Annotated in this window: 20 protein-coding genes; 15 read left to right on the top strand and 5 right to left on the bottom strand. The window is 63.0% G+C overall.

What is annotated here, in order from left to right; all coding sequences use genetic code 11:
- Positions 1 to 5: 5 nt before the first annotated feature.
- Positions 6 to 545, bottom strand: a complete 540-nt coding sequence (locus ACYHH6_RS16290; RefSeq protein WP_488500514.1) for a MarR family winged helix-turn-helix transcriptional regulator — start codon at positions 543 to 545, stop codon at positions 6 to 8.
- Here ACYHH6_RS16290 and ACYHH6_RS16285 point away from each other — a divergent pair.
- From ACYHH6_RS16285 to ACYHH6_RS16250, 8 genes are all read left to right on the top strand, one after another.
- Entirely contained in the window at positions 544 to 750 is a 207-nt protein-coding gene (locus tag ACYHH6_RS16285) for a hypothetical protein (RefSeq protein ID WP_488500445.1), read from the top strand. The genes ACYHH6_RS16290 and ACYHH6_RS16285 overlap by 2 nt on opposite strands.
- On the top strand, positions 743 to 1027 hold the full coding sequence (locus ACYHH6_RS16280) for an acylphosphatase (RefSeq protein WP_352584929.1): 285 nt from the start codon (positions 743 to 745) through the stop codon (positions 1025 to 1027). The genes ACYHH6_RS16285 and ACYHH6_RS16280 overlap by 8 nt, the downstream gene beginning before the upstream one ends.
- 73 nt (positions 1028 to 1100) lie before the next feature.
- The gene (locus tag ACYHH6_RS16275; RefSeq protein WP_352584927.1) at positions 1101 to 1745 is read left to right on the top strand and encodes a TetR/AcrR family transcriptional regulator; all 645 of its coding nucleotides are present in this window, start codon (positions 1101 to 1103) and stop codon (positions 1743 to 1745) included.
- On the top strand, positions 1714 to 2877 hold the full coding sequence (locus tag ACYHH6_RS16270; RefSeq protein ID WP_352584925.1) for an isovaleryl-CoA dehydrogenase: 1164 nt from the start codon (positions 1714 to 1716) through the stop codon (positions 2875 to 2877). Before ACYHH6_RS16275 ends, ACYHH6_RS16270 begins: the two co-directional genes overlap by 32 nt.
- Position 2878: 1 nt before the next feature.
- Positions 2879 to 4486 carry a carboxyl transferase domain-containing protein gene (locus ACYHH6_RS16265; protein ID WP_352584924.1) on the top strand — a complete coding sequence of 536 codons (1608 nt, stop codon included), beginning with the start codon at positions 2879 to 2881 and terminating at the stop codon, positions 4484 to 4486.
- A 1-nt stretch (position 4487) separates the two neighbouring features.
- Positions 4488 to 5018 (top strand): O-acetyl-ADP-ribose deacetylase, encoded by a 531-nt coding sequence (locus tag ACYHH6_RS16260; RefSeq protein WP_352584922.1) that lies wholly within the window; start codon positions 4488 to 4490, stop codon positions 5016 to 5018.
- A gap of 120 nt (positions 5019 to 5138) precedes the next feature.
- Positions 5139 to 5516, top strand: coding sequence for a hypothetical protein (locus ACYHH6_RS16255; RefSeq protein WP_112564227.1), 378 nt, complete (start codon positions 5139 to 5141; stop codon positions 5514 to 5516).
- Between the two features lie 49 nt (positions 5517 to 5565).
- Entirely contained in the window at positions 5566 to 7527 is a 1962-nt protein-coding gene (locus tag ACYHH6_RS16250; protein ID WP_352584921.1) for an acetyl/propionyl/methylcrotonyl-CoA carboxylase subunit alpha, read from the top strand.
- Between the two features lie 65 nt (positions 7528 to 7592).
- On the opposite strand, the gene ACYHH6_RS16245 is transcribed toward ACYHH6_RS16250, so the two are convergent.
- Both ACYHH6_RS16245 and ACYHH6_RS16240 read right to left on the bottom strand, forming a co-directional pair.
- Positions 7593 to 8714, bottom strand: a complete 1122-nt coding sequence (locus ACYHH6_RS16245; RefSeq protein WP_112564223.1) for a branched-chain amino acid ABC transporter substrate-binding protein — start codon at positions 8712 to 8714, stop codon at positions 7593 to 7595.
- Between the two features lie 382 nt (positions 8715 to 9096).
- Positions 9097 to 9363 (bottom strand): SEL1-like repeat protein, encoded by a 267-nt coding sequence (locus ACYHH6_RS16240; RefSeq protein WP_025583692.1) that lies wholly within the window; start codon positions 9361 to 9363, stop codon positions 9097 to 9099.
- Positions 9364 to 9807: 444 nt separating this feature from the next.
- Here ACYHH6_RS16240 and ACYHH6_RS16235 point away from each other — a divergent pair, with 444 nt between their 5' ends.
- The 5 genes from ACYHH6_RS16235 to ACYHH6_RS16215 all read left to right on the top strand — a co-directional run bounded on the left by ACYHH6_RS16235 (position 9808) and on the right by ACYHH6_RS16215 (position 13558).
- Entirely contained in the window at positions 9808 to 10149 is a 342-nt protein-coding gene (locus ACYHH6_RS16235) for a DUF2147 domain-containing protein (protein WP_352584918.1), read from the top strand.
- Positions 10150 to 10372: 223 nt separating this feature from the next.
- Positions 10373 to 10531, top strand: coding sequence for a hypothetical protein (locus tag ACYHH6_RS16230; protein ID WP_185970258.1), 159 nt, complete (start codon positions 10373 to 10375; stop codon positions 10529 to 10531).
- A 39-nt stretch (positions 10532 to 10570) separates the two neighbouring features.
- The gene (locus ACYHH6_RS16225; protein WP_192256648.1) at positions 10571 to 10765 is read left to right on the top strand and encodes a hypothetical protein; all 195 of its coding nucleotides are present in this window, start codon (positions 10571 to 10573) and stop codon (positions 10763 to 10765) included.
- Positions 10766 to 10947: 182 nt separating this feature from the next.
- Positions 10948 to 12408 carry an AMP nucleosidase gene (locus ACYHH6_RS16220; protein ID WP_352584917.1) on the top strand — a complete coding sequence of 487 codons (1461 nt, stop codon included), beginning with the start codon at positions 10948 to 10950 and terminating at the stop codon, positions 12406 to 12408.
- Between the two features lie 118 nt (positions 12409 to 12526).
- On the top strand, positions 12527 to 13558 hold the full coding sequence (locus ACYHH6_RS16215; RefSeq protein ID WP_352584915.1) for an endonuclease/exonuclease/phosphatase family protein: 1032 nt from the start codon (positions 12527 to 12529) through the stop codon (positions 13556 to 13558).
- Positions 13559 to 13583: 25 nt separating this feature from the next.
- Here the strand turns inward: ACYHH6_RS16215 and ACYHH6_RS16210 are convergent, their stop codons facing one another.
- Together ACYHH6_RS16210 and ACYHH6_RS16205 are read right to left on the bottom strand one after the other, a co-directional pair.
- Entirely contained in the window at positions 13584 to 14183 is a 600-nt protein-coding gene (locus tag ACYHH6_RS16210; protein WP_352584914.1) for a DUF922 domain-containing protein, read from the bottom strand.
- Positions 14184 to 14260: 77 nt separating this feature from the next.
- The gene (locus ACYHH6_RS16205; protein ID WP_352584912.1) at positions 14261 to 15940 is read right to left on the bottom strand and encodes an electron transfer flavoprotein-ubiquinone oxidoreductase; all 1680 of its coding nucleotides are present in this window, start codon (positions 15938 to 15940) and stop codon (positions 14261 to 14263) included.
- 219 nt (positions 15941 to 16159) lie between these two features.
- On the opposite strand from ACYHH6_RS16205, the gene ACYHH6_RS16200 reads away from it, so the two are divergent.
- Together ACYHH6_RS16200 and ACYHH6_RS16195 are read left to right on the top strand one after the other, a co-directional pair.
- A complete protein-coding gene (locus ACYHH6_RS16200; protein WP_352584910.1) occupies positions 16160 to 16798 on the top strand; it encodes a hypothetical protein in 639 nt (212 codons plus the stop codon).
- 207 nt (positions 16799 to 17005) lie between these two features.
- A complete protein-coding gene (locus tag ACYHH6_RS16195) occupies positions 17006 to 17884 on the top strand; it encodes a uracil-DNA glycosylase (RefSeq protein ID WP_488500444.1) in 879 nt (292 codons plus the stop codon).
- The last annotated feature ends 182 nt before the right edge of the window (positions 17885 to 18066 follow it).

Raw genomic sequence — 18066 nt, 5'->3', positions numbered from 1 at the left:
ATCCGCTAGCGGACCGCCATCAGTCGGCGGTCAGCGGAGTCTTTGGCACCGCCGAGCAGTCGCGTGATCCGTTTCAACGCCTCCGAAAGCTCGGCGGCTTCATCATCGGCGAGGCCGGCGGTCAGACAGGCGAGGCCGCGATTCGCCGCTGCCTGAAGTGTGGCCAGCGCGGCACTGCCCCGGGCCGTCAGCGACAGGATCCGCCGGCGCCGATCGTCCGGGTTGGCACGCAGTTCGATCAGGCCGGCGGCCGTGAATTTTCGCAGGATCCGCATGAGGTGGGCCGGCGGGAGTTGGAGTTCGCCGGCAAGGGCCGATGCAGCCGGTGCAAGATCGAGATGGAACGCCCTCGCCAAAAATCCCGATTCGCCGCCGGGGCCAGCAAAAACGTCAGCTGGCCGGTGGCCGAGTTCGAACAGCACCCTGGCTTCTACCAAAGTGTAGGCGCTCTGCATCAGCGTCTCATCGAGCAGCCCGACCAGGCACGTGTAGAACCTGTTGAAGCCGCGCATCTCGGCAACCAACGCATCTCGATCGGCTGGCATGTCGGCCACCTTTCCCAGAAGATTTCCGCAGTGCCCGATCTTCATCGAATTAGTTGATTTCGTCAACTATTTGCTGGACGATGCCATTCATCTCGAAGGTGTGAGCCGGGTTCCCGTCGATCCAGCAACAATCCAGCCGTTCAAGCCTGTTTGCTTTCGTTCGATCCTGCGCCAGACTCTGTGCATGGGAGATGATGATGGATGACCAGAAAAAGGCGGTACAGGCGCGCGTCCACGGCAAGGTGCAAGGCGTCGGCTACCGGGTGTGGGCGCGACGCGAAGCGATAGAGCTTGGCCTCGCAGGTTGGGTTCGCAATGAACGGGACGGCACCGTGACGGCCTGGATTGCCGGTGGCGATGCCGCGGTTTCGACAATGATCGAACGGCTACGGCAAGGACCAAGCGGAGCTTCGGTTTCAAAGGTCGAGACCGAGGAATTCGAACTCCGCGACGTCCCCATCGACTTTCGGATCATCGTTTAAAGGTACGATCCGGATTGCTCTCTTGAATTAATTGAACGTTCGTTTTATTATCGGCGCCTATTGGGAGGCATTCATGGCGCGCACGACCGGATCCGACGGTGAAAAGACGGAAGCCGCAGTCCGCGAGGCGGCGGTCAGCCTGATCGCACGCTTCGGCTACGAAGCGATGTCGATGCGCCAGCTCGCCGCCGAAGTCGGTGTCCAGGCGGCCGCGCTCTACCGCTATTTCCCGACCAAGGAAGACCTTCTGTTCACGCTGATGCGCGAGCATATGGAAGGGCTCATCAAAGCTTGGGACGCCGCACGTCCCGATGCCGCCGATCCGACGACGCGGCTGGCCGCCTATGTCGAAAACCACATCGCCTTCCACATCGAGCGCCGCCACTCCACCCATGTCTCGAACATGGAATTGCGCAGCCTCTCGCATGACCGGCTGACGCAGATCCTGCGCATGCGCACCGCCTATGAGAAGGAGTTGCGCGCCATCCTGCGCGACGGCGCGGAGGCCGGCACCTTCAGCATCGACGACACCGGGCTCACCGCCATGGCGCTGATCCAGATGATGACCGGCGTCATCGTCTGGTTCCGGCCGGGCGAGCGGCTGTCGATGGCTGAAGTCACGGCGACATATCTTTCAATGACAATGCGCCTGGTTGGCGCGAAGATCGGTTTCGGGGAGGAACGGCATGTACACGAACACGCTCAGCTTCGGGCATGACGAAGACATCGAGGCGCTGCGCGACCTGGTGCGGCGCTTTGCCCAGGAGAAAATAGCGCCGATTGCCGCCGAGATCGACCGCAGCAATCAATTCCCCATGCATCTGTGGAAAGAACTCGGCGCGCTCGGCCTGCTCGGCATCACCGCCGATCCCGATTTCGGCGGCAGCGGCATGGGCTACCTCGCCCACGTGATCGCGGTGGAAGAGATTTCCCGTGCCTCGGCCTCGATCGGCCTCTCCTACGGCGCCCATTCGAACCTCTGCGTCAACCAGATCAACCGCTGGGCGACACCGGCGCAGAAGGAGAAATATCTGCCGGCGCTGTGCTCGGGTGAAAAGGTCGGCGCGCTGGCAATGTCGGAATCCGGCGCCGGCTCCGACGTCGTCTCGCTCAAGCTGCGCGCCGAAAAACGCAACGACCGCTATGTGCTCAACGGCTCGAAGATGTGGATCACCAACGGTCCCGACGCCGAAACGCTGGTGGTCTACGCCAAGACCGATCCGGAGCGGAAATCGCGCGGCATCACCGCCTTCATCGTCGAAAAGAAGATGGCTGGCTTTTCGACGGCGCAAAAGCTGGACAAGCTTGGCATGCGCGGCTCCAACACCGGCGAACTGGTGTTCGACAATGTCGAGGTTCCCTACGACAACGTGCTGCATGAGGAAGGGCGTGGCGTCGAGGTGCTGATGTCCGGCCTCGACTATGAGCGTACCGTGCTTGCCGGCGGACCGATCGGGCTGATGGCGGCGTGCCTGGATGTCGCGATCCCCTATGTGCATGAGCGCAAGCAGTTCGGCCAGCCGATCGGCGAGTTCCAGCTGGTGCAAGGCAAGCTGGCCGACATGTATTCGACGATGAACGCCGCGCGCGCCTACGTCTATGCAGTGGCGGCTGCCTGCGATCGCGGCCAGACGACGCGCAAGGACGCCGCCGGCTGCGTGCTGTTTGCGGCGGAGAAGGCGACGCTGATGGCGCTCGACGCCATCCAGCTGCTCGGCGGCAACGGCTATATCAATGACTATCCGACCGGCCGGCTGTTGCGCGACGCCAAGCTCTACGAGATCGGCGCCGGCACCAGCGAAATCCGCCGCTGGCTGATCGGACGCGAGATCATGGCGGAGGGCGTTTAGTATGGCCGTACTCCAAACCCAGATCTCGCCCTCCTCCGAAACCTTCCGCGCCAATTCGGAGCGCATGCGGGCACTGGTCGTCGACATCGCCGACAAGGCCGCCTCCGTCGAGCGCGGTGGCTCGGACGAGGCGCGCGAGCGCCATGTTTCGCGCGGCAAGCTGTTGCCGCGCGAGCGACTGGCGCAATTGCTCGACACCGGCTCGCCCTTCCTCGAGATCGGCCAGTTCGCGGCATGGTCGATGTATGGCGAGGAGATTTCCTCAGCCGGCATGATCGCGGGCGTCGGCCGTGTCGAAGGCGCCGAGGTGATGGTTGTCGTCAACGACGCCACGGTGAAGGGTGGGACCTATTATCCGCTGACGGTGAAGAAGCATTTGCGGGCGCAGGAGATCGCGCTGCAGAACAATCTGCCTTGCATCTATCTGGTCGACAGCGGCGGCGCCAATCTGCCCAACCAGGACGAGGTGTTTCCCGACCGCGAGCATTTCGGCCGCATCTTCTACAACCAGGCCAACATGTCGGCGGCCGGCATCCCGCAGATCGCCTGCGTCATGGGTTCGTGCACGGCGGGCGGCGCCTATGTGCCGGCAATGTCGGACGAGACGATCATGGTGCGCAACCAGGCGACCATTTTTCTCGGCGGCCCGCCGCTGGTGAAAGCTGCCACTGGCGAAGACGTCAGCGCCGAGGATCTGGGCGGCGCCGATGTGCACACCAGGTTGTCCGGTGTCGCCGACCACTACGCGCTGGACGACGAACATGCGCTGGCCATCTGCCGGCGCATTGTGAAAAACCTCAACCGGCGCAAGAGTGTAAGCCTGACCTTACAGAAGCCCACGCCACCACTTTACGACGCTCGGGAACTCTATGGCATCGTGCCGACCGATCTGCGCCAGCCCTATGATGTGCGCGAGGTGATTGCGCGCGTCGTCGACGGCTCCGAGTTCGACGAGTTCAAGCAGAATTACGGCACCACGCTGGTCACCGGCTTTGCCCATCTCCAGGGCATGCCCGTCGGCATCATCGCCAACAATGGCGTGCTGTTTTCGGAAAGCGCGCTGAAGGGCGCGCATTTCATCGAGCTGTGCTGCCAGCGCAAGATTCCGTTGATCTTCCTGCAAAACATCACCGGCTTCATGGTCGGGCGAAAGTACGAAGCCGGCGGCATCGCCAAGGACGGCGCCAAGCTGGTGATGGCGGTCGCTACCGCGCGCGTGCCGAAGGTGACGATGATCATCGGCGGTTCGTTCGGCGCCGGCAATTACGGCATGTGCGGGCGCGCCTATTCGCCACGCTTCCTGTGGATGTGGCCGAACGCCCGCATTTCGGTGATGGGCGGCGAACAGGCAGCGACCGTGCTGGCGGTGGTCAAGCGCGAGGGCATCGAGCGCAAGGGCGGTGAATGGAGCGCGGACGAGGAAGCGAAATTCAAGAAGCCGATCCTGATGAAATACGAGCATGAGGGCCATCCGCTTTATTCCTCGGCACGGCTGTGGGACGACGGCATCATCGATCCGGCGAAAACACGCGAGGTGCTGGCGCTCAGCCTGTCGGCCGCGCTCAACGCCGACATCGAAGAAACGAAGTTCGGCGTGTTCAGGATGTGAGATGAGCACGCTCGGCCAACGCATCAGCATCCACACCGGCGACATCACCAGGCTTGCGGTCGATGCCATCGTCAATGCCGCCAATTCCTCGCTGCTTGGCGGCGGCGGCGTCGACGGCGCCATTCACCGCGCGGCCGGCCCGGAGCTCGAATTCGAATGCCGGATGCTCAATGGCTGCAAGGTCGGTGATGCAAAGCTCACAAAGGGCTACAGGCTGCCGGCGCGCTACATCATCCACACGGTCGGACCTGTCTGGCAAGGTGGCAGCAAGGGCGAAGCCGGACTGCTCGCTTCCTGCTACCGCCGGTCGCTTGAAATTGCGCATACTCATGATTGCCGGACGGTGGCGTTTCCGGCGATCTCGACCGGCATCTACCGTTATCCGAAGAATGAGGCGGCAGACATTGCCGTCGGCACAGCAAGCGACTTCCTGCAACAGAACGTCCTGCCCGAGACGGTTGTTTTCTGCTGCTTCGACGACCAGACCGCCGAACTATACCGGCAGGCCGTTGCTGGCGTTGGGGAACGCTGAACTTCATGGCGCCGAACGATCCTCGCTGCCGGCAATTGCCAATATCCACCGCCGAACTGGCGGGGGGACAAAATATTCGCTATTACTCGTCCTGCATTGGGCAATTTGGGGTGGTTGGAAATGTATCTGCAATATTACCGCAAAGCGGCCGTCTCGATACTTGCGGGATTTCTAATATTCTCGGCACCCAGCAGCGGTGCTGCGGGATCGCTGGCGGGAAAGATCGGCGACAAGCGGTTTTCTCCGACCTTGTCGCTCGATCCGAAGGAAGCGTGCTACAAAGCCTATCTCGCCTATATCGCAGCGGGCGGCCATTCGGCCTACGCCACGACGTTCTATTCGCGCGTAGTCGATCTTCACATTTTCTGCAGCGCGAAGCTGAACGCGCCTTCGCAGAAGGCCGCGGAGGATATGGCATTGCGTGCCTGTCAGAGCGCCTTCACCAGGTGGAAGGTCAAAACAGCGAGCGGCGGTTGCGCGATCGCGATGTCGAAGTAAGCCGGCGGCCGCCAGACTGGCGCCGCCCGAGGCAAACTCTGGAGGCTCCATGTTCGCCAAGATCCTGATCGCCAATCGCGGCGAGATCGCCTGCCGTGTGATCCGCACCGCGCGCAGGCTCGGTGTGCGCACCGTCGCCGTCTATTCCGACGCCGATGCCAAGGCCATGCATGTCGAAATGGCCGACGAGGCGGTGCATATCGGCGCTTCTCCCGTCGGCGAAAGCTATCTGCGCGGCGACAAGATTGTCTCGGCCGCGCTGGCGACAGGCGCCGAGGCAATCCACCCCGGCTACGGCTTTCTCTCGGAAAACCCCGACTTCGTCGATCAGGTGGTGGCGGCAGGGCTCACCTTCATCGGCCCCTCGGCGGCCTCGATCCGTGCGATGGGTCTGAAGGACGCAGCCAAACGGCTGATGGAAAAGGCCGGCGTGCCGGTCGTGCCGGGCTATCATGGCGAGGCGCAGGAGATCGTGCTGCTGGCGTCCAAGGCGCGCGAAATCGGCTATCCCGTGCTGATCAAGGCGCGCGCCGGCGGCGGTGGCAAGGGCATGCGCCGCGTCGAGCATCCCGACGATTTCTCCGAGGCATTGTCGGGCGCACGGCGCGAGGCCAAGGCCGCGTTTGGCGACGACCGCGTGCTGGTGGAAAAATATGTCGACAAGCCGCGCCACATCGAGGTTCAGGTGTTCGGCGACAATTTTGGCAACGCCGTGCATCTCTTTGAGCGCGACTGCTCGGCGCAGCGGCGCCATCAGAAAGTGATCGAGGAAGCGCCGGCACCCGGCATGACACCGGCGTTGCGCAAGGCGATGACGGAAGCGGCGGTCAAGGCCGCCAAGGCGATCAGCTATTCGGGCGCTGGGACGATCGAATTTATCGTCGACGCCTCGCGAGGGCTGGAGGCCGACCGCTTCTGGTTCATGGAAATGAACACCCGCCTGCAGGTCGAACATCCCGTTACCGAAATGGTCACAGGCACCGACCTGGTCGAGTGGCAGCTGCGGGTGGCCAGCGGCGAAAAGCTGCCGAAGACGCAGAGCGAGATAACGCTGTCCGGCCACGCCTTCGAGGCGCGCATCTATGCCGAGGACGCGGCGAAAGGGTTTCTGCCGGCGACCGGCACGCTGCACCATCTGGCGTTTCCCGACAACGCTCCCGAAGGCGCCACGATGCGCATCGAGACCGGCGTGCGGGCCGGCGATGCGATCTCGCCCTTCTACGATCCGATGATCGCCAAGCTGGTGGTCCACGCCAAGGACAGGCAAGCGGCGCTCGACGCGCTCGGCACTGCGTTGTCGCAGACCGAGATTGCCGGCTCGACCGTCAACACAGCCTTTCTCGCGGCACTTGCCGCCGACACCGACTTTTCCGCCGGCGACGTCGATACCGGCCTGATCGGCAGGCATCAGGAGGCGCTGACCACGGTCGCCCCACCGAGCGGCGAGATCGTTGCCGCGGCAGCCCTTGCCGCGGCCGGCGCCGGTGCGTTGCCGCCATCGGACGATCCGTGGTCGTCGCTTGCCGGCTATGCGCATTTCCACACTGTTGCGCAGCGCACACGGCTACGCCATGGCGAGGACGATATTCTGGCGCGTGTTTCAGTGCGGCCGGACGGGCGCTTCGAGGTGGCGCTGGATGCGCCCTATGACAGCGTCAACTCGCACGATCTTCGCGCCGCCCCTCGCCTTGCGCGCTGGCCAGGCCACGTCACCGTGTTTGAAGGCGCGGTCGGCTACAGTTTCCTCGTCCCGGATCCGCTGGCGCGAACCGATGAAGCCGCCGCCGCTTCCGGCAGCCTGCGCGCGCCGATGCCCGGCCTGGTCAAGCTGGTGCGCGCGGCCAAGGGCGAAGCCGTGACCAAGGGCCAGCCTCTGCTGATCCTGGAAGCGATGAAGATGGAGCACACGATCTCGGCCAGCCATGACGGCGTCATCGCCGAGATTGCAGCGGAAGGCGCGCAGGTCACCGACGGAACCGTGCTGGTGCGTTTCGTTGAAGAGGCTGCATAGCCGGCTGGAGGCTCGAACAAAAAATGACCGGGACAAGCCCGGCCATTTCATGAGTATGCGGACGATTACTGCGCGATCGGCGCGTATTTGCCGTCATGCCACTGGTTGATGTCGTAGCTGGCGTTCTTCAGGTCGCCCTTCTCGTCGAAGGTAACCTCGCCGACCACGGTGCTGAACGGCGTGCCGTTCTTCAGCGCTTCGGCGACCTTGACCGGATCGTCGGTTCCGGCGCGCTTGACGCCCTCTGCAAAGGCCTGAACGACGGCGTAGGAGAAAAGCGTGAAGCCTTCCGGCACGAAGCCGCCCGCCTTGATCTTGGCGATGGCGTCCTTGGCTTCCGGCTTGGCCTGCGGGTCCGACGGGAAGACGAACATCGTGCCTTCGCCGGCCGGGCCAGCGACCTGCCAGAATTCCGGCGTGGCGATCGAGTCCGGCATGATCAGCTGGAACTTGACGCTCTGCTCGGCCGACTGGCGCAGGATCAGCCCGGCTTCCGGGTGATAGCCGCCGAAATAGACGACGTCGGCCTTGAGGTCCTTCAGCTTGGTGACGAGCGCCGAATAGTCCTTCTCACCGGCATTGATGCCTTCATAGTCGACTTCCTTGAGGCCGCCGGCATTCATCGTCGCCTTAACGGCATCGGCAACGCCCTGGCCGTAGGCGCTCTTGTCATGCAGGATGACGACATTCTTGCCGGCATATTTCTTGGCGATCCATGGGCCCATGAAGGCGCCCTGCGCATCGTCGCGCGTGTAAAGGCGCATGATTGTCGGCCAACCGGCCTTGGCGGCGGCGTCGGTCAGCTCGGGGTTGGAGGCGGACGGGCTCATCATCAGCGCGCCGGCTTCGGCATAGACGGCGGAGGCCGGAATGGCGGAGCCCGAGCAGGCATGGCCGTCAATAAACTTGACGCCGTTGGCAACGATCCGGTTGGCCACCGAAACCGCCTGCTTGGGATCGCACTGGTCGTCTTCGATGTCGAGCTTGATCATCGAGCCGTTGACACCGCCGGCGGCGTTGATCGCGTCGGCTGCTGCCGTTGCGCCCTGCTTGAACTGATCGCCGATCGTGGCGAGCTGTCCGGTCATCGGGCCGACCACCGAAATGGTGATATCATCGGCAAAGGCAACCGGCGCGCTCATCATCAGGCCAAATACGGCCGCGCTCAAAATACCCATTTTTTTCATGGTGATAGAACTCCTCCCACACTCGCGCAGCCGCTCTGGCCGCGCTTCTTTCAGAAGGCGGGACAATTTCATCCTTCACTGGGCCTGTCTAGGCGCATCGGCGCCACTCGATTGGGCCTCATCAACGCAAAAAGCCACGCCAGCCTTGTTCCGGCCGGTCGTGGCTTTTTGCTCTTAGAGCAGTCCCCATGCGCCCCCGCGCCACGAAAACCTGCTCACCGTCCCCATTGTGCACGGCTGGGACCGTGTCGGCCTGCCGCGTTCTTGTCTTTCGTCGTCGACCGTCTTGTCGCGGTCTTGTTGTCTACCGGTTCCGGCCGTCTATGCGGTCTTGATCCCGGAGCTTCCCTGTCTTTCGTATATCTGCTCGAGATCGCCGATCTCAGTGCATGGTCATCCATTCGCGGGCTTCGCGCAGCGCCCTGGCGATCTCGACCTTGGACATTGCGGCCGACAGTTCCGAGCGCAGTTCGGCGGCGCGGATCGAGCCCTTGATGGCGGCGATGTTGAACCATTTGTGGGCGGCAACGACATCGGTCTCGCAATCGCGGCCGGTCGCATACATCATGCCCAGTTCGAAAAGAATGTCGGCCTGGGCAGTTGCCCCCATGGCGCCGAAGCCGGCTTCAAGCATTTCAAAACGTGCCATTTTAGTCCCCTGTCTGGCTCCCGAGAGCGGGCCTTTTCTGTCCCCCGGTGTCCCCTGGGGAGCCGCTCTTTCGATGCTTTCGAGAATGAAGCCGAGCCTTGAATTCGTCGTTAAATGGCGTGCTTAATTTGGAGAAAACAAAGCTAAAACAAGAGGTAAACGCGGAAATTCGTTAAGGATACAAAGTCAGCAACCGCGCCGTTTCGCGCCGGATTTGACGAAAATTTATGGGGCACCAATCAACACTCTGCTAACCACGGAAACCAAAGCCAACGCCTCGATCGTCTCATTTCCTGGTCGCTGAGCGCTTTCTCGACCCTTATGAAAATTGCAAACCCTTCCCCCACGGCACCCGCTTTTGTTTTGCCGGGAGCTGGATTAGCTTACGTTTGCGTAAGGGGCAGAGAGGCGGGCGCCCCACCTAAAACCACAGGGAGGACAGATATGTTTCGGAAAGTGAGCTTGGCCCTGGCGGCTACAGTGATGATGGCGGGCGCGGCCTGGGCCGATCCGATCGAAGGCAATTGGAAGACGCAAGCCGGCGACACCGCACTCATTGGCGGCAGCGACTCATTCTCCATCACACTGAAGACCGGCAAATATGCCGGCAAGACCATCGGCTCGCTCAAGCCGGCCGGCGACAACAAATATGCCGGCAACATCACAGATCCGGCAAACGACAAGACCTATTCCGGCAAGGCCACACTGTCGGGTACCTCGCTGAAGATGAGCGGCTGCGTGCTCGGCGGGCTGATTTGCAAGAGCCAGACCTGGCACAAGCTCTGAGCTTGCTGTTTTGACATGACGACAACGGGGCCTTCACGGGCCCCGTTTCTTTTCCAGGACGGTCCACGACATACCCGCATCGGCACCTCGCGGCCTCTTAGCCGAGCCGACGCTCTCCCTAAAACATCGTCAATCACTTTGAACCGCAGATGAACGCCGGCATCAGAGCCGGTTCAGTCGCATCAGGGCATTTTGAAGGCGTGTTCAAGGAGACACCACGCAAATGCTCGCTCGCCGCTTCACCATCGTCTGCCTGTTGATGAGCCTGTTCGGCATGTTCTTCGCCATTCTCGTGGCCGAAGCCGGCCGTCCGGCCCGCTCCTGGGATGCAGCCAGTTCCAGCAGCTGCCAGTTCGATTGCATGAACCATTTTCGCCCCTGAGACGACAAAGACATAGATCCAAACAGAAAAGCAAAAGCCATGAACCGCATCGCCATCAACGCCCTCCAGACCCTCCGGCTTCTGCCGCGGGCGGCGCTCGTCTTGATCGTGCTGTCGGCGCCGGTCTTGGCTATGCCGATGATGCGGGCCGCCGCCGACACGACGACCGACGCGCCGGCGACGAAGAAGCATGGCGTTGGCTTTGTTCTGCTGGTCAGCCTGCAGCGCGGGTAAGCTATGCCGGCATTCAGGTGATGCCGGCCTGACCCGAATCTCAACACACCTTGAAACGTGGTGGAATAAATCTTCGCCTTGGCCGCCTGGATGGCCACCCTCCCACTCCCAAGTGTGGCCTCAAGTCCCTATATTGAGCCATGGAAAAGCGAATCTACCCACAAGCTATCGAATCGGTCGTGATGCCGGAGCCTTTCGGCAAGAAGAGTTTCGACGACGCCAAAAAGGCCGTGGCCGCCTTGCAGGCGCTCTACGACCGCAACACCAAATTCCTGCGCGACTCCTTTGCGGCACTTGCCGCTGGCGGCGACGAAAGCAAGCGGTACCGCGCCTTCTACCCGGAGATCGGCGTCACCACCAATTCTTTCACCCAGATCGATTCGCGCCAGGCGTATGGCCATATGCCGACGCCAGGGCATTTCTCGACCACCATCACCCAGCCGGTGCTGTTCGAACGCTATCTCGTCGAGCAGCTTCGCCTGATCATGCGCAATCATGGCGTGCCGGTGACGGTTTCGGAATCGACCACGCCGATCCCGCTGCATTTCGCCTTCCTAGAAGGCACGCATGTCGACGGCGCCGCGGCAGAACGCATCAAGCGGCCGATCCGCGACCTGTTCGATGTGCCGGATCTCGACGGCACCGACGACCAGATCGCCAATGGCACCTTCGAAGTGGCGTTCGGCGAACCGAGGCCGCTCGCGCCGTTCACGGCGCAGCGCATCGACTATTCGCTGCACCGCATGACGCATTACACGGCGACCAGCCCGCAGCATTTCCAGAACTTCGTGCTGTTCACCAACTACCAGTTCTACATCGATGAATTCGTCGCCCGCGCCCGGACCCAGATGGCGGAAGGTGGCCACGGCTATGCTGAATTCGTCGAACCCGGCAATGTCGTCACCAAGGCCGGGCAGAGTGCGCCCAGCGAAGGCGTGGCGGCGCCGCGCCTGCCGCAGATGCCAGCCTATCATTTGAAGAAGCCGAACCATGGCGGCATCACCATGGTCAACATCGGTGTCGGCCCGTCCAACGCCAAGACGATCACCGACCATATCGCGGTGCTCAGGCCACATGCCTGGCTGATGCTCGGCCATTGCGCCGGCCTGCGCAACACGCAGGCGCTGGGCGACTATGTGCTGGCGCATGCCTATGTCAGGGAGGACCATGTGCTGGACGACGACCTGCCGGTGTGGGTGCCGATCCCGCCGCTGGCCGAGATCCAGGTGGCGCTGCAGGAGGCGGTCGCCGAAGTCACCGGGCTTTCCGGCTACGATCTCAAGCGCATTATGCGCACCGGAACCGTCGCCACTATCGACAACCGCAATTGGGAGCTGCGCGACCAGCGCGGACCGGTGCAACGGCTGTCGCAGTCACGCGCCATCGCGCTCGACATGGAATCGGCCACCATCGCCGCAAATGGCTTCCGCTTCCGCGTTCCCTACGGCACGCTGCTGTGTGTCTCGGACAAGCCGCTGCATGGCGAGCTGAAGCTGCCCGGCATGGCGACTGAATTCTACAAGCGGCAAGTGGCGCAGCATCTGACCATCGGCATCAAGGCGATGGAGAAGCTGGCGGAAATGCCGATGGAACGGCTGCATTCGCGCAAGCTGAGAAGCTTTTCGGAGACGGCCTTCCAGTAGACTGGCTCCCGTAAATGTTGGCCGCGAGGCGTTTCGTCATCTTGATTGGGCCGCATTTGCGCCGATAACAGGCCTGACACCCTCGGCCCGACACTTTGGGCAATGCAAACCCGGTCTGATGGCACGCGTGCGAAACATGATGGCTTCGATGGCGTTCCTGGCAATGCTCGGCCTCTCGGCCGCGCTTGTAGCCGGGTTCCTTGGCACACTGCATCCGGCCTTCGATTCCTTCGCCCATTTCCGCATCCATTTTGCCGTGCTGATGGCCCTGATTGCGCTGCCGCTGCTTGCCACGTCGTTTCGCCTGCAGGCGGGTGTGGGCCTGCTCTTGGCCATAGCCGCCTTCGCCAGCACGTTGAGCACCTTGCCGCGGCTGTGGCCGGTGCAGGCCGCCGGTGACGCCGAGCCCGGCAATGAGACGGTCTATAGGCTGCTGCAGATGAACCTGCGCTTCAACAATCCGACGCCCAAGAAGGTTCTTTCGCTGATCGGCCGGACCAACCCCGACGTGATCACGCTCGACGAAGTATCGGCGATGTGGGCAACCGAGCTCGGCTATATCAGCAGCGCCTATCCCTATCGCATCCTGTGCGCCTATCCCAACGGCGTGTTCGGCGTGGCGCTGTTGTCCAAGCGGCCGTTTGCCGTCGGTACCGAACCATACTGCGAACCGCGCGGCGCGATGGCCACCGCCACGGTCGACTTCGGCGGCATCGGCGTCGATGTCGCGGCGATCCATCTGAGCTGGCCGTGGCCGAAGGAGCAATACTGGCAGATTGGCGAGTTGACCAAGACGCTCACCTCGCTGGGCGAGACGGCGATCATGGCCGGCGACTGCAACGCCGTGCCGTGGAGCGCTGCGGTGCGGCGCGTCGCCTCGCTCGGCGGACTGACCGTGATGCCGTCGGCCGGGCCGAGCTGGATTCACCGGACGCTGCCCGACTTCCTGCGCCGCTACGCAGGTCTGCCGATCGACCAGGTATTCTCGAAGGGCAGGGTGACGATCCTGTCGTCAACCCGGCTGGAAGACACCGGCTCGGACCATCTGCCGGTGATGGTGGAATTTTCGCTGAAGCGCGACGAGAACAAGCCGGTCGACGAGAACGCCACCGCGACCGTGTCGCTGATCCGGCCCGGCGCGCGCGGCTAGATCAACACGTTACGGGCTTGAGGTTTCACAAGCCCACCAGGGCCTCGATGATGCGCTCGACATGGCCGCCTTCACTGTGCTCGCGCGCGTCGAAGGCGATCTGTTTCGCTTCATAGACCTTGGCGGTGGCTTCCAAGCGCCGCCGGGCTTCGGCGCGCGTCTTATTGCATTGCGGATCGTTGGCAAATTTCATGCCGCGAACCGACCGCTCCGCGGCCTGCATCATCTGCCCGGCGATACGGCCATGGGTTCCTTCATGAGCGAGGACGCCGGTGAAGAACCGGTTCCAGCGTTTGCGCAGCGCCGGCGTGACGGCCGAGACCACGCGCGGATAGGTGTAGGTGATGTTGAGCGTTCCATTGGCCTGGCGCAGGCGGCAGACGCCGTTGACCTGGCCGAGGTCCAGGCTCCAGTCCGCGGTGTAGCTTGTCTGCGCGATGGCGTGGGTCATGAAACCGTGCTTGGGCCCCCTGCGGTTCATGGCTACGACCAGACCGGCACCCGTGGCGCCGGTAATGTCGTAGGTTCGCGTCTTGACGGCAGTTTTCACGCCGGCAGACGCCGTCCCGACGATGCCGCAGGCCGCGCCTGTGACGGCGACGCAAAACAAGACCAACACCCGCATGCCATTCTCCCACATGGACACAGCAATGAGACCACAAGCGGATGACGGTTTCAACAATCAATGGCGCCGGGTGCGCCTTACATGCCCTGGTAGACCGGGCCTTCGCCGCCTTGTGGCGGCACCCAGTTGATGTTCTGGTTCGGATCCTTGATGTCGCAGGTTTTGCAGTGCACGCAGTTCTGCGCGTTGATGACGAAGCGCACATCCTTTGCGGCCGGATCGGCGGCGGCGTTGCCGTCCTTGTCGACCCATTCGTAGACACCGGCCGGGCAATAGCGGGTCGACGGCCCGGCAAAGACGTCGTGCTCGGAACGCTGCTGCAGCGCCATGTCGCCGACGATGAGATGCACCGGCTCGTTTTCCTCGTGATTGGTGTTGGACAGGAACACCGAGGACAGACGGTCGAAGGTCAGCACGCCATCCGGCTTGGGATAGGCTATCTTCGTGTGCTTGGCGGCCGGCTCGAGCGTGGCATAGTCGGCCTTGCCATGCTTCAGCGTGCCGAAGGGCGAGACGCCGAACAGCGTGTTCAGCCACATGTCGAGCCCGCCGAGGCCGACTCCGAGAACAGTGCCGAAGCGCGACCATAGCGGCTTGACGTTGCGCACCTTCTTCAGGTCCTTGCCGATGTCGGTCGCTCGCCAGGCCGCCTCGTAGGAGGCCAATTCGTCATTGGCGCGGCCGGCACTGATGGCTTGCGCGACATGGTCGGCCGCCAGCATGCCGGACAGCACCGCATTGTGCGAACCCTTGATGCGCGGCACGTTGACGAAGCCGGCAGCACAGCCCATCAGCACGCCGCCGGGGAAGGACAGTTTCGGCACCGACTGCCAGCCGCCCTCGGTGATGGCGCGCGCGCCATAGCCGATGCGCTTGGCGCCCGCGAAGGTGCCCGATATCGCTGGATGGGTCTTGAAGCGCTGGAATTCGTCGAACGGCGACAGCCAGGGGTTCTTGTAGTTGAGATGCAGGACGAACCCGACCGCAACCTGGTTGTCCTCCAGATGGTACAGGAAGGAGCCGCCGCCGGTCTTCAGATCGAGCGGCCAGCCGAAGGAATGCTGCACCAGGCCCGGCCGGTGGTTCTCCGGCTTGACCTGCCACAGCTCCTTGAGGCCGATGCCGTATTTGCCGGGCTCGCGACCGTCGGACAGCTTGTATTTGTCGATCAGCTGCTTGGCGAGCGAGCCGCGCGCGCCTTCGCCGATCAGCACATATTTGCCCATCAGCGCCATGCCCGGCGCAAAGCCCGGGCCGTGCGTGCCGTCCTTTTCGACGCCCATGTCGCCGGTGATGACGCCGGTGACGGCGCCGGCATCGTTGTAAACAAGGCTGGCGGCGGCAAAGCCCGGATAGATTTCGACGCCCAGCGCTTCGGCCTTGCCAGCCAGCCAGCGGCAGACATTGCCGAGCGAGACGATGTAGTTGCCATGATTGTTCATCAGCGGCGGCATCATGATGTTGGGCAGGCGGAACGAGCCGGCAGGGCCGAGCACCAGGAAATGGTCCTCGGTGACCGGCGTCTTGAAGGGATGGCCGTCTTCGTCGCGCCAGCCTGGCAACAGGCGGTCGATGCCGATGGGATCGACGACGGCGCCGGACAATATGTGGGCGCCGACCTCGCCGCCCTTTTCCAGCACGACGACGGAAAGCTCGGGATTGACCTGCTTGAGACGGATCGCTGCGGCAAGGCCCGCCGGGCCGGCCCCGACGATGACAACGTCGAATTCCATGCTCTCGCGTTCGATCTCGCTCATCAACCCCTCCGCACTGGCTAACCGTTTCCGGGCATTTTGCTGGCTCTTGCGCTGCATAGCGCATCAATCCGCGACAGGAAACCGGCGCTGACGTGACAATGCCGTTTTCGCCAAAAAGTCGCGGATAACGGTGACGCTGCACGCCTTTTGCGCTTAGCCGGACCGAGCTTCCCATATTTTAATTGTTCGACGGCTCGCTTATCGGCCATACTTCGGCCCATGCGCACGCCGTCCGGCTTTTCATTAACGCGCTTTCCCCTTCCGCCCGGCCGGACCCGCCGAGCGCTTCTTCTCGCCCTTTCGCTGCTGGCGCCGGTTGAGGCTCATGCCGATCCGGTGAAGGTGTGGGCGACCGGGGCCTACTCCTTTTCCGACGAGCTTGGCGGCTTCCACATCACCGGAGCCTCGGGCCTCGGCACCAAGGAAGACCCGCTGGTCATCTCCGAGGAGCTGAATTCGTCGACGCCGGTGACGCTCACCATCCGCACCACCAAACCGATCCAGCCGTTCAGCACCAATGGTGAATTCGCCAACGGCGTCCTGTACATGCGCATCGAGGTGCTCAACAACAGCGGCCAGGCCTGGGTCGAATTCCAGTTCGAGCTGCAGGAGATCCTCAACCAGCCGAGCGTGTTCGGCGACGGCCTGTCGTTCGACCAGCGCAACAAGACGCCCGACAATATCTTGTCGGGCGCCTATGCCGATTTCGACCGCGATTTCGAACCCTATGACCGGCTGCTGTTCAAAAACGGCAAGATCGACCCACTGAAGACGGGAAGCTTCGAATTTCTGATCACAGACTATACGCCGCGCTGGACGTTCTATCTGGTACAGGATCCGCGGATACCGACGGGCTGAGTAATCTCCCCCTTGAAGGGGAGATGTCGCCAAAGGCGACAGAGGGGGTCGGTACGTCTTGACGCGACACTCTCCCTCACAGACAGACGAGGCTAGCGCTCCACGCGTGGCGACCCCCTCTGGCCTGCCGGCCATCTCCCCTCAAGGGGGGAGATTACTAACCGCCCAACCTTGCAAATCGTCTCTCGGCGGACGAATGTGCCCGGCATGACTGCCGCCTCCCCCAACAACCGATCCGACCTTGCCGACCTTCTGGCATTCTACGCCAGCGCAGGCGTCGACGAGGCGCTGGAAGACGCGCCGGTGAACCGGTTTGCCGAGGCCGCACCAAGGCCTGCCGAGCGGGCACCCTCGCCGGCCGCGCCGCCGCGCGAAAACAAGGCAGCGGAACAACCCACCGCCAGCCCCGGGCTGGATGCGAGCCGGGTGCCGGACGCGCCGGCGCGCTCCGTGCCGGCCACCGCGACCGTGCCTGATGAGGCCCAGGCAGCCCTTGCCCGGCAAATGGCGGCAAGCGCCTCGACGCTCGACGCGTTGCGCCAGCACATGGCGTCCTTCGACGGCTGCAACCTCAAATTCACCGCCAAGAACCTGGTCTTTGCCGACGGCAATCCGCAGGCATCGCTGATGCTGGTCGGCGAGGCGCCCGGCCGCGACGAGGACATTGAGGGCCTGCCCTTCGTCGGCCGCTCCGGCAGGCTGCTCGACCGTATGCTGGCGGCGATCGGGCTTGACCGCACTTCCGCCTATATCGCCAACGTCATCCCCTGGCGGCCGCCCGGCAACCGCACACCGACGCCGCACGAGACCGAAATTTGCCGCCCCTTCATCGAGCGGCAGATCGAGCTGGTCAATCCCAAGGTGCTGGTCAATCTCGGCGGCCCATCGGCCAAGACCTTGCTCAACACGAGCGAAGGCATTTTGCGGCTGCGCGGCAACTGGCGGGTGCATACGACGGCGTCCGGCATCGCCATTCCGGCGATGCCGACACTGCATCCGGCCTACCTGCTGCGCACACCGGCGCACAAGAAGCTGGCATGGCGGGATTTTCTCGAGGTGAAGGCGAAGCTGAAGGGGTTGGGGTGACTAGCAATCTCCCCCCTCGTGGGGGAGATGTCCGGCAGGACAGAGGGGGGCGCGGAGGATCACCAGCCTCGCAATCTCGCTTATTTTCGCCCAGCAGAAGCAGCCCCAAAAAATAGCGGACAGGTCGGCGGGACAGCCCCCCTCTGCCTTGCCAGGCATCTCCCCCACAAGGGGGCAGATCA

It is taken from the genome of Mesorhizobium sp. P171375 (assembly GCF_057786075.1).
Note: the sequence above shows the minus strand (reverse complement) of the source record. Positions and strands in the feature narration are given on the sequence as shown.

Bases quoted from the DNA above. Each gene is read 5' to 3' on its own strand.
- ACYHH6_RS16250 (WP_352584921.1), top strand. From the start codon at position 5,566: ATGTTCGCCAAGATCCTGATCGCCAATCGCGGCGAGATCGCCTGCCGT.
- ACYHH6_RS16205 (WP_352584912.1), bottom strand. From the start codon at position 15,940: ATGAGCGAGATCGAACGCGAGAGCATGGAATTCGACGTTGTCATCGTC.
- ACYHH6_RS16290 (WP_488500514.1), bottom strand. From the start codon at position 545: ATGCCAGCCGATCGAGATGCGTTGGTTGCCGAGATGCGCGGCTTCAAC.
- ACYHH6_RS16245 (WP_112564223.1), bottom strand. From the start codon at position 8,714: ATGAAAAAAATGGGTATTTTGAGCGCGGCCGTATTTGGCCTGATGATG.
- ACYHH6_RS16220 (WP_352584917.1), top strand. From the start codon at position 10,948: ATGCCGGAGCCTTTCGGCAAGAAGAGTTTCGACGACGCCAAAAAGGCC.
- ACYHH6_RS16280 (WP_352584929.1), top strand. From the start codon at position 743: ATGGATGACCAGAAAAAGGCGGTACAGGCGCGCGTCCACGGCAAGGTG.
- ACYHH6_RS16285 (WP_488500445.1), top strand. From the start codon at position 544: ATGTCGGCCACCTTTCCCAGAAGATTTCCGCAGTGCCCGATCTTCATC.
- ACYHH6_RS16215 (WP_352584915.1), top strand. From the start codon at position 12,527: ATGGCACGCGTGCGAAACATGATGGCTTCGATGGCGTTCCTGGCAATG.
- ACYHH6_RS16255 (WP_112564227.1), top strand. From the start codon at position 5,139: ATGTATCTGCAATATTACCGCAAAGCGGCCGTCTCGATACTTGCGGGA.
- ACYHH6_RS16210 (WP_352584914.1), bottom strand. From the start codon at position 14,183: ATGCGGGTGTTGGTCTTGTTTTGCGTCGCCGTCACAGGCGCGGCCTGC.
- ACYHH6_RS16270 (WP_352584925.1), top strand. From the start codon at position 1,714: ATGTACACGAACACGCTCAGCTTCGGGCATGACGAAGACATCGAGGCG.
- ACYHH6_RS16195 (WP_488500444.1), top strand. From the start codon at position 17,006: ATGACTGCCGCCTCCCCCAACAACCGATCCGACCTTGCCGACCTTCTG.
- ACYHH6_RS16265 (WP_352584924.1), top strand. From the start codon at position 2,879: ATGGCCGTACTCCAAACCCAGATCTCGCCCTCCTCCGAAACCTTCCGC.
- ACYHH6_RS16275 (WP_352584927.1), top strand. From the start codon at position 1,101: ATGGCGCGCACGACCGGATCCGACGGTGAAAAGACGGAAGCCGCAGTC.
- ACYHH6_RS16230 (WP_185970258.1), top strand. From the start codon at position 10,373: ATGCTCGCTCGCCGCTTCACCATCGTCTGCCTGTTGATGAGCCTGTTC.
- ACYHH6_RS16240 (WP_025583692.1), bottom strand. From the start codon at position 9,363: ATGGCACGTTTTGAAATGCTTGAAGCCGGCTTCGGCGCCATGGGGGCA.
- ACYHH6_RS16200 (WP_352584910.1), top strand. From the start codon at position 16,160: ATGCGCACGCCGTCCGGCTTTTCATTAACGCGCTTTCCCCTTCCGCCC.
- ACYHH6_RS16235 (WP_352584918.1), top strand. From the start codon at position 9,808: ATGTTTCGGAAAGTGAGCTTGGCCCTGGCGGCTACAGTGATGATGGCG.
- ACYHH6_RS16260 (WP_352584922.1), top strand. From the start codon at position 4,488: ATGAGCACGCTCGGCCAACGCATCAGCATCCACACCGGCGACATCACC.
- ACYHH6_RS16225 (WP_192256648.1), top strand. From the start codon at position 10,571: ATGAACCGCATCGCCATCAACGCCCTCCAGACCCTCCGGCTTCTGCCG.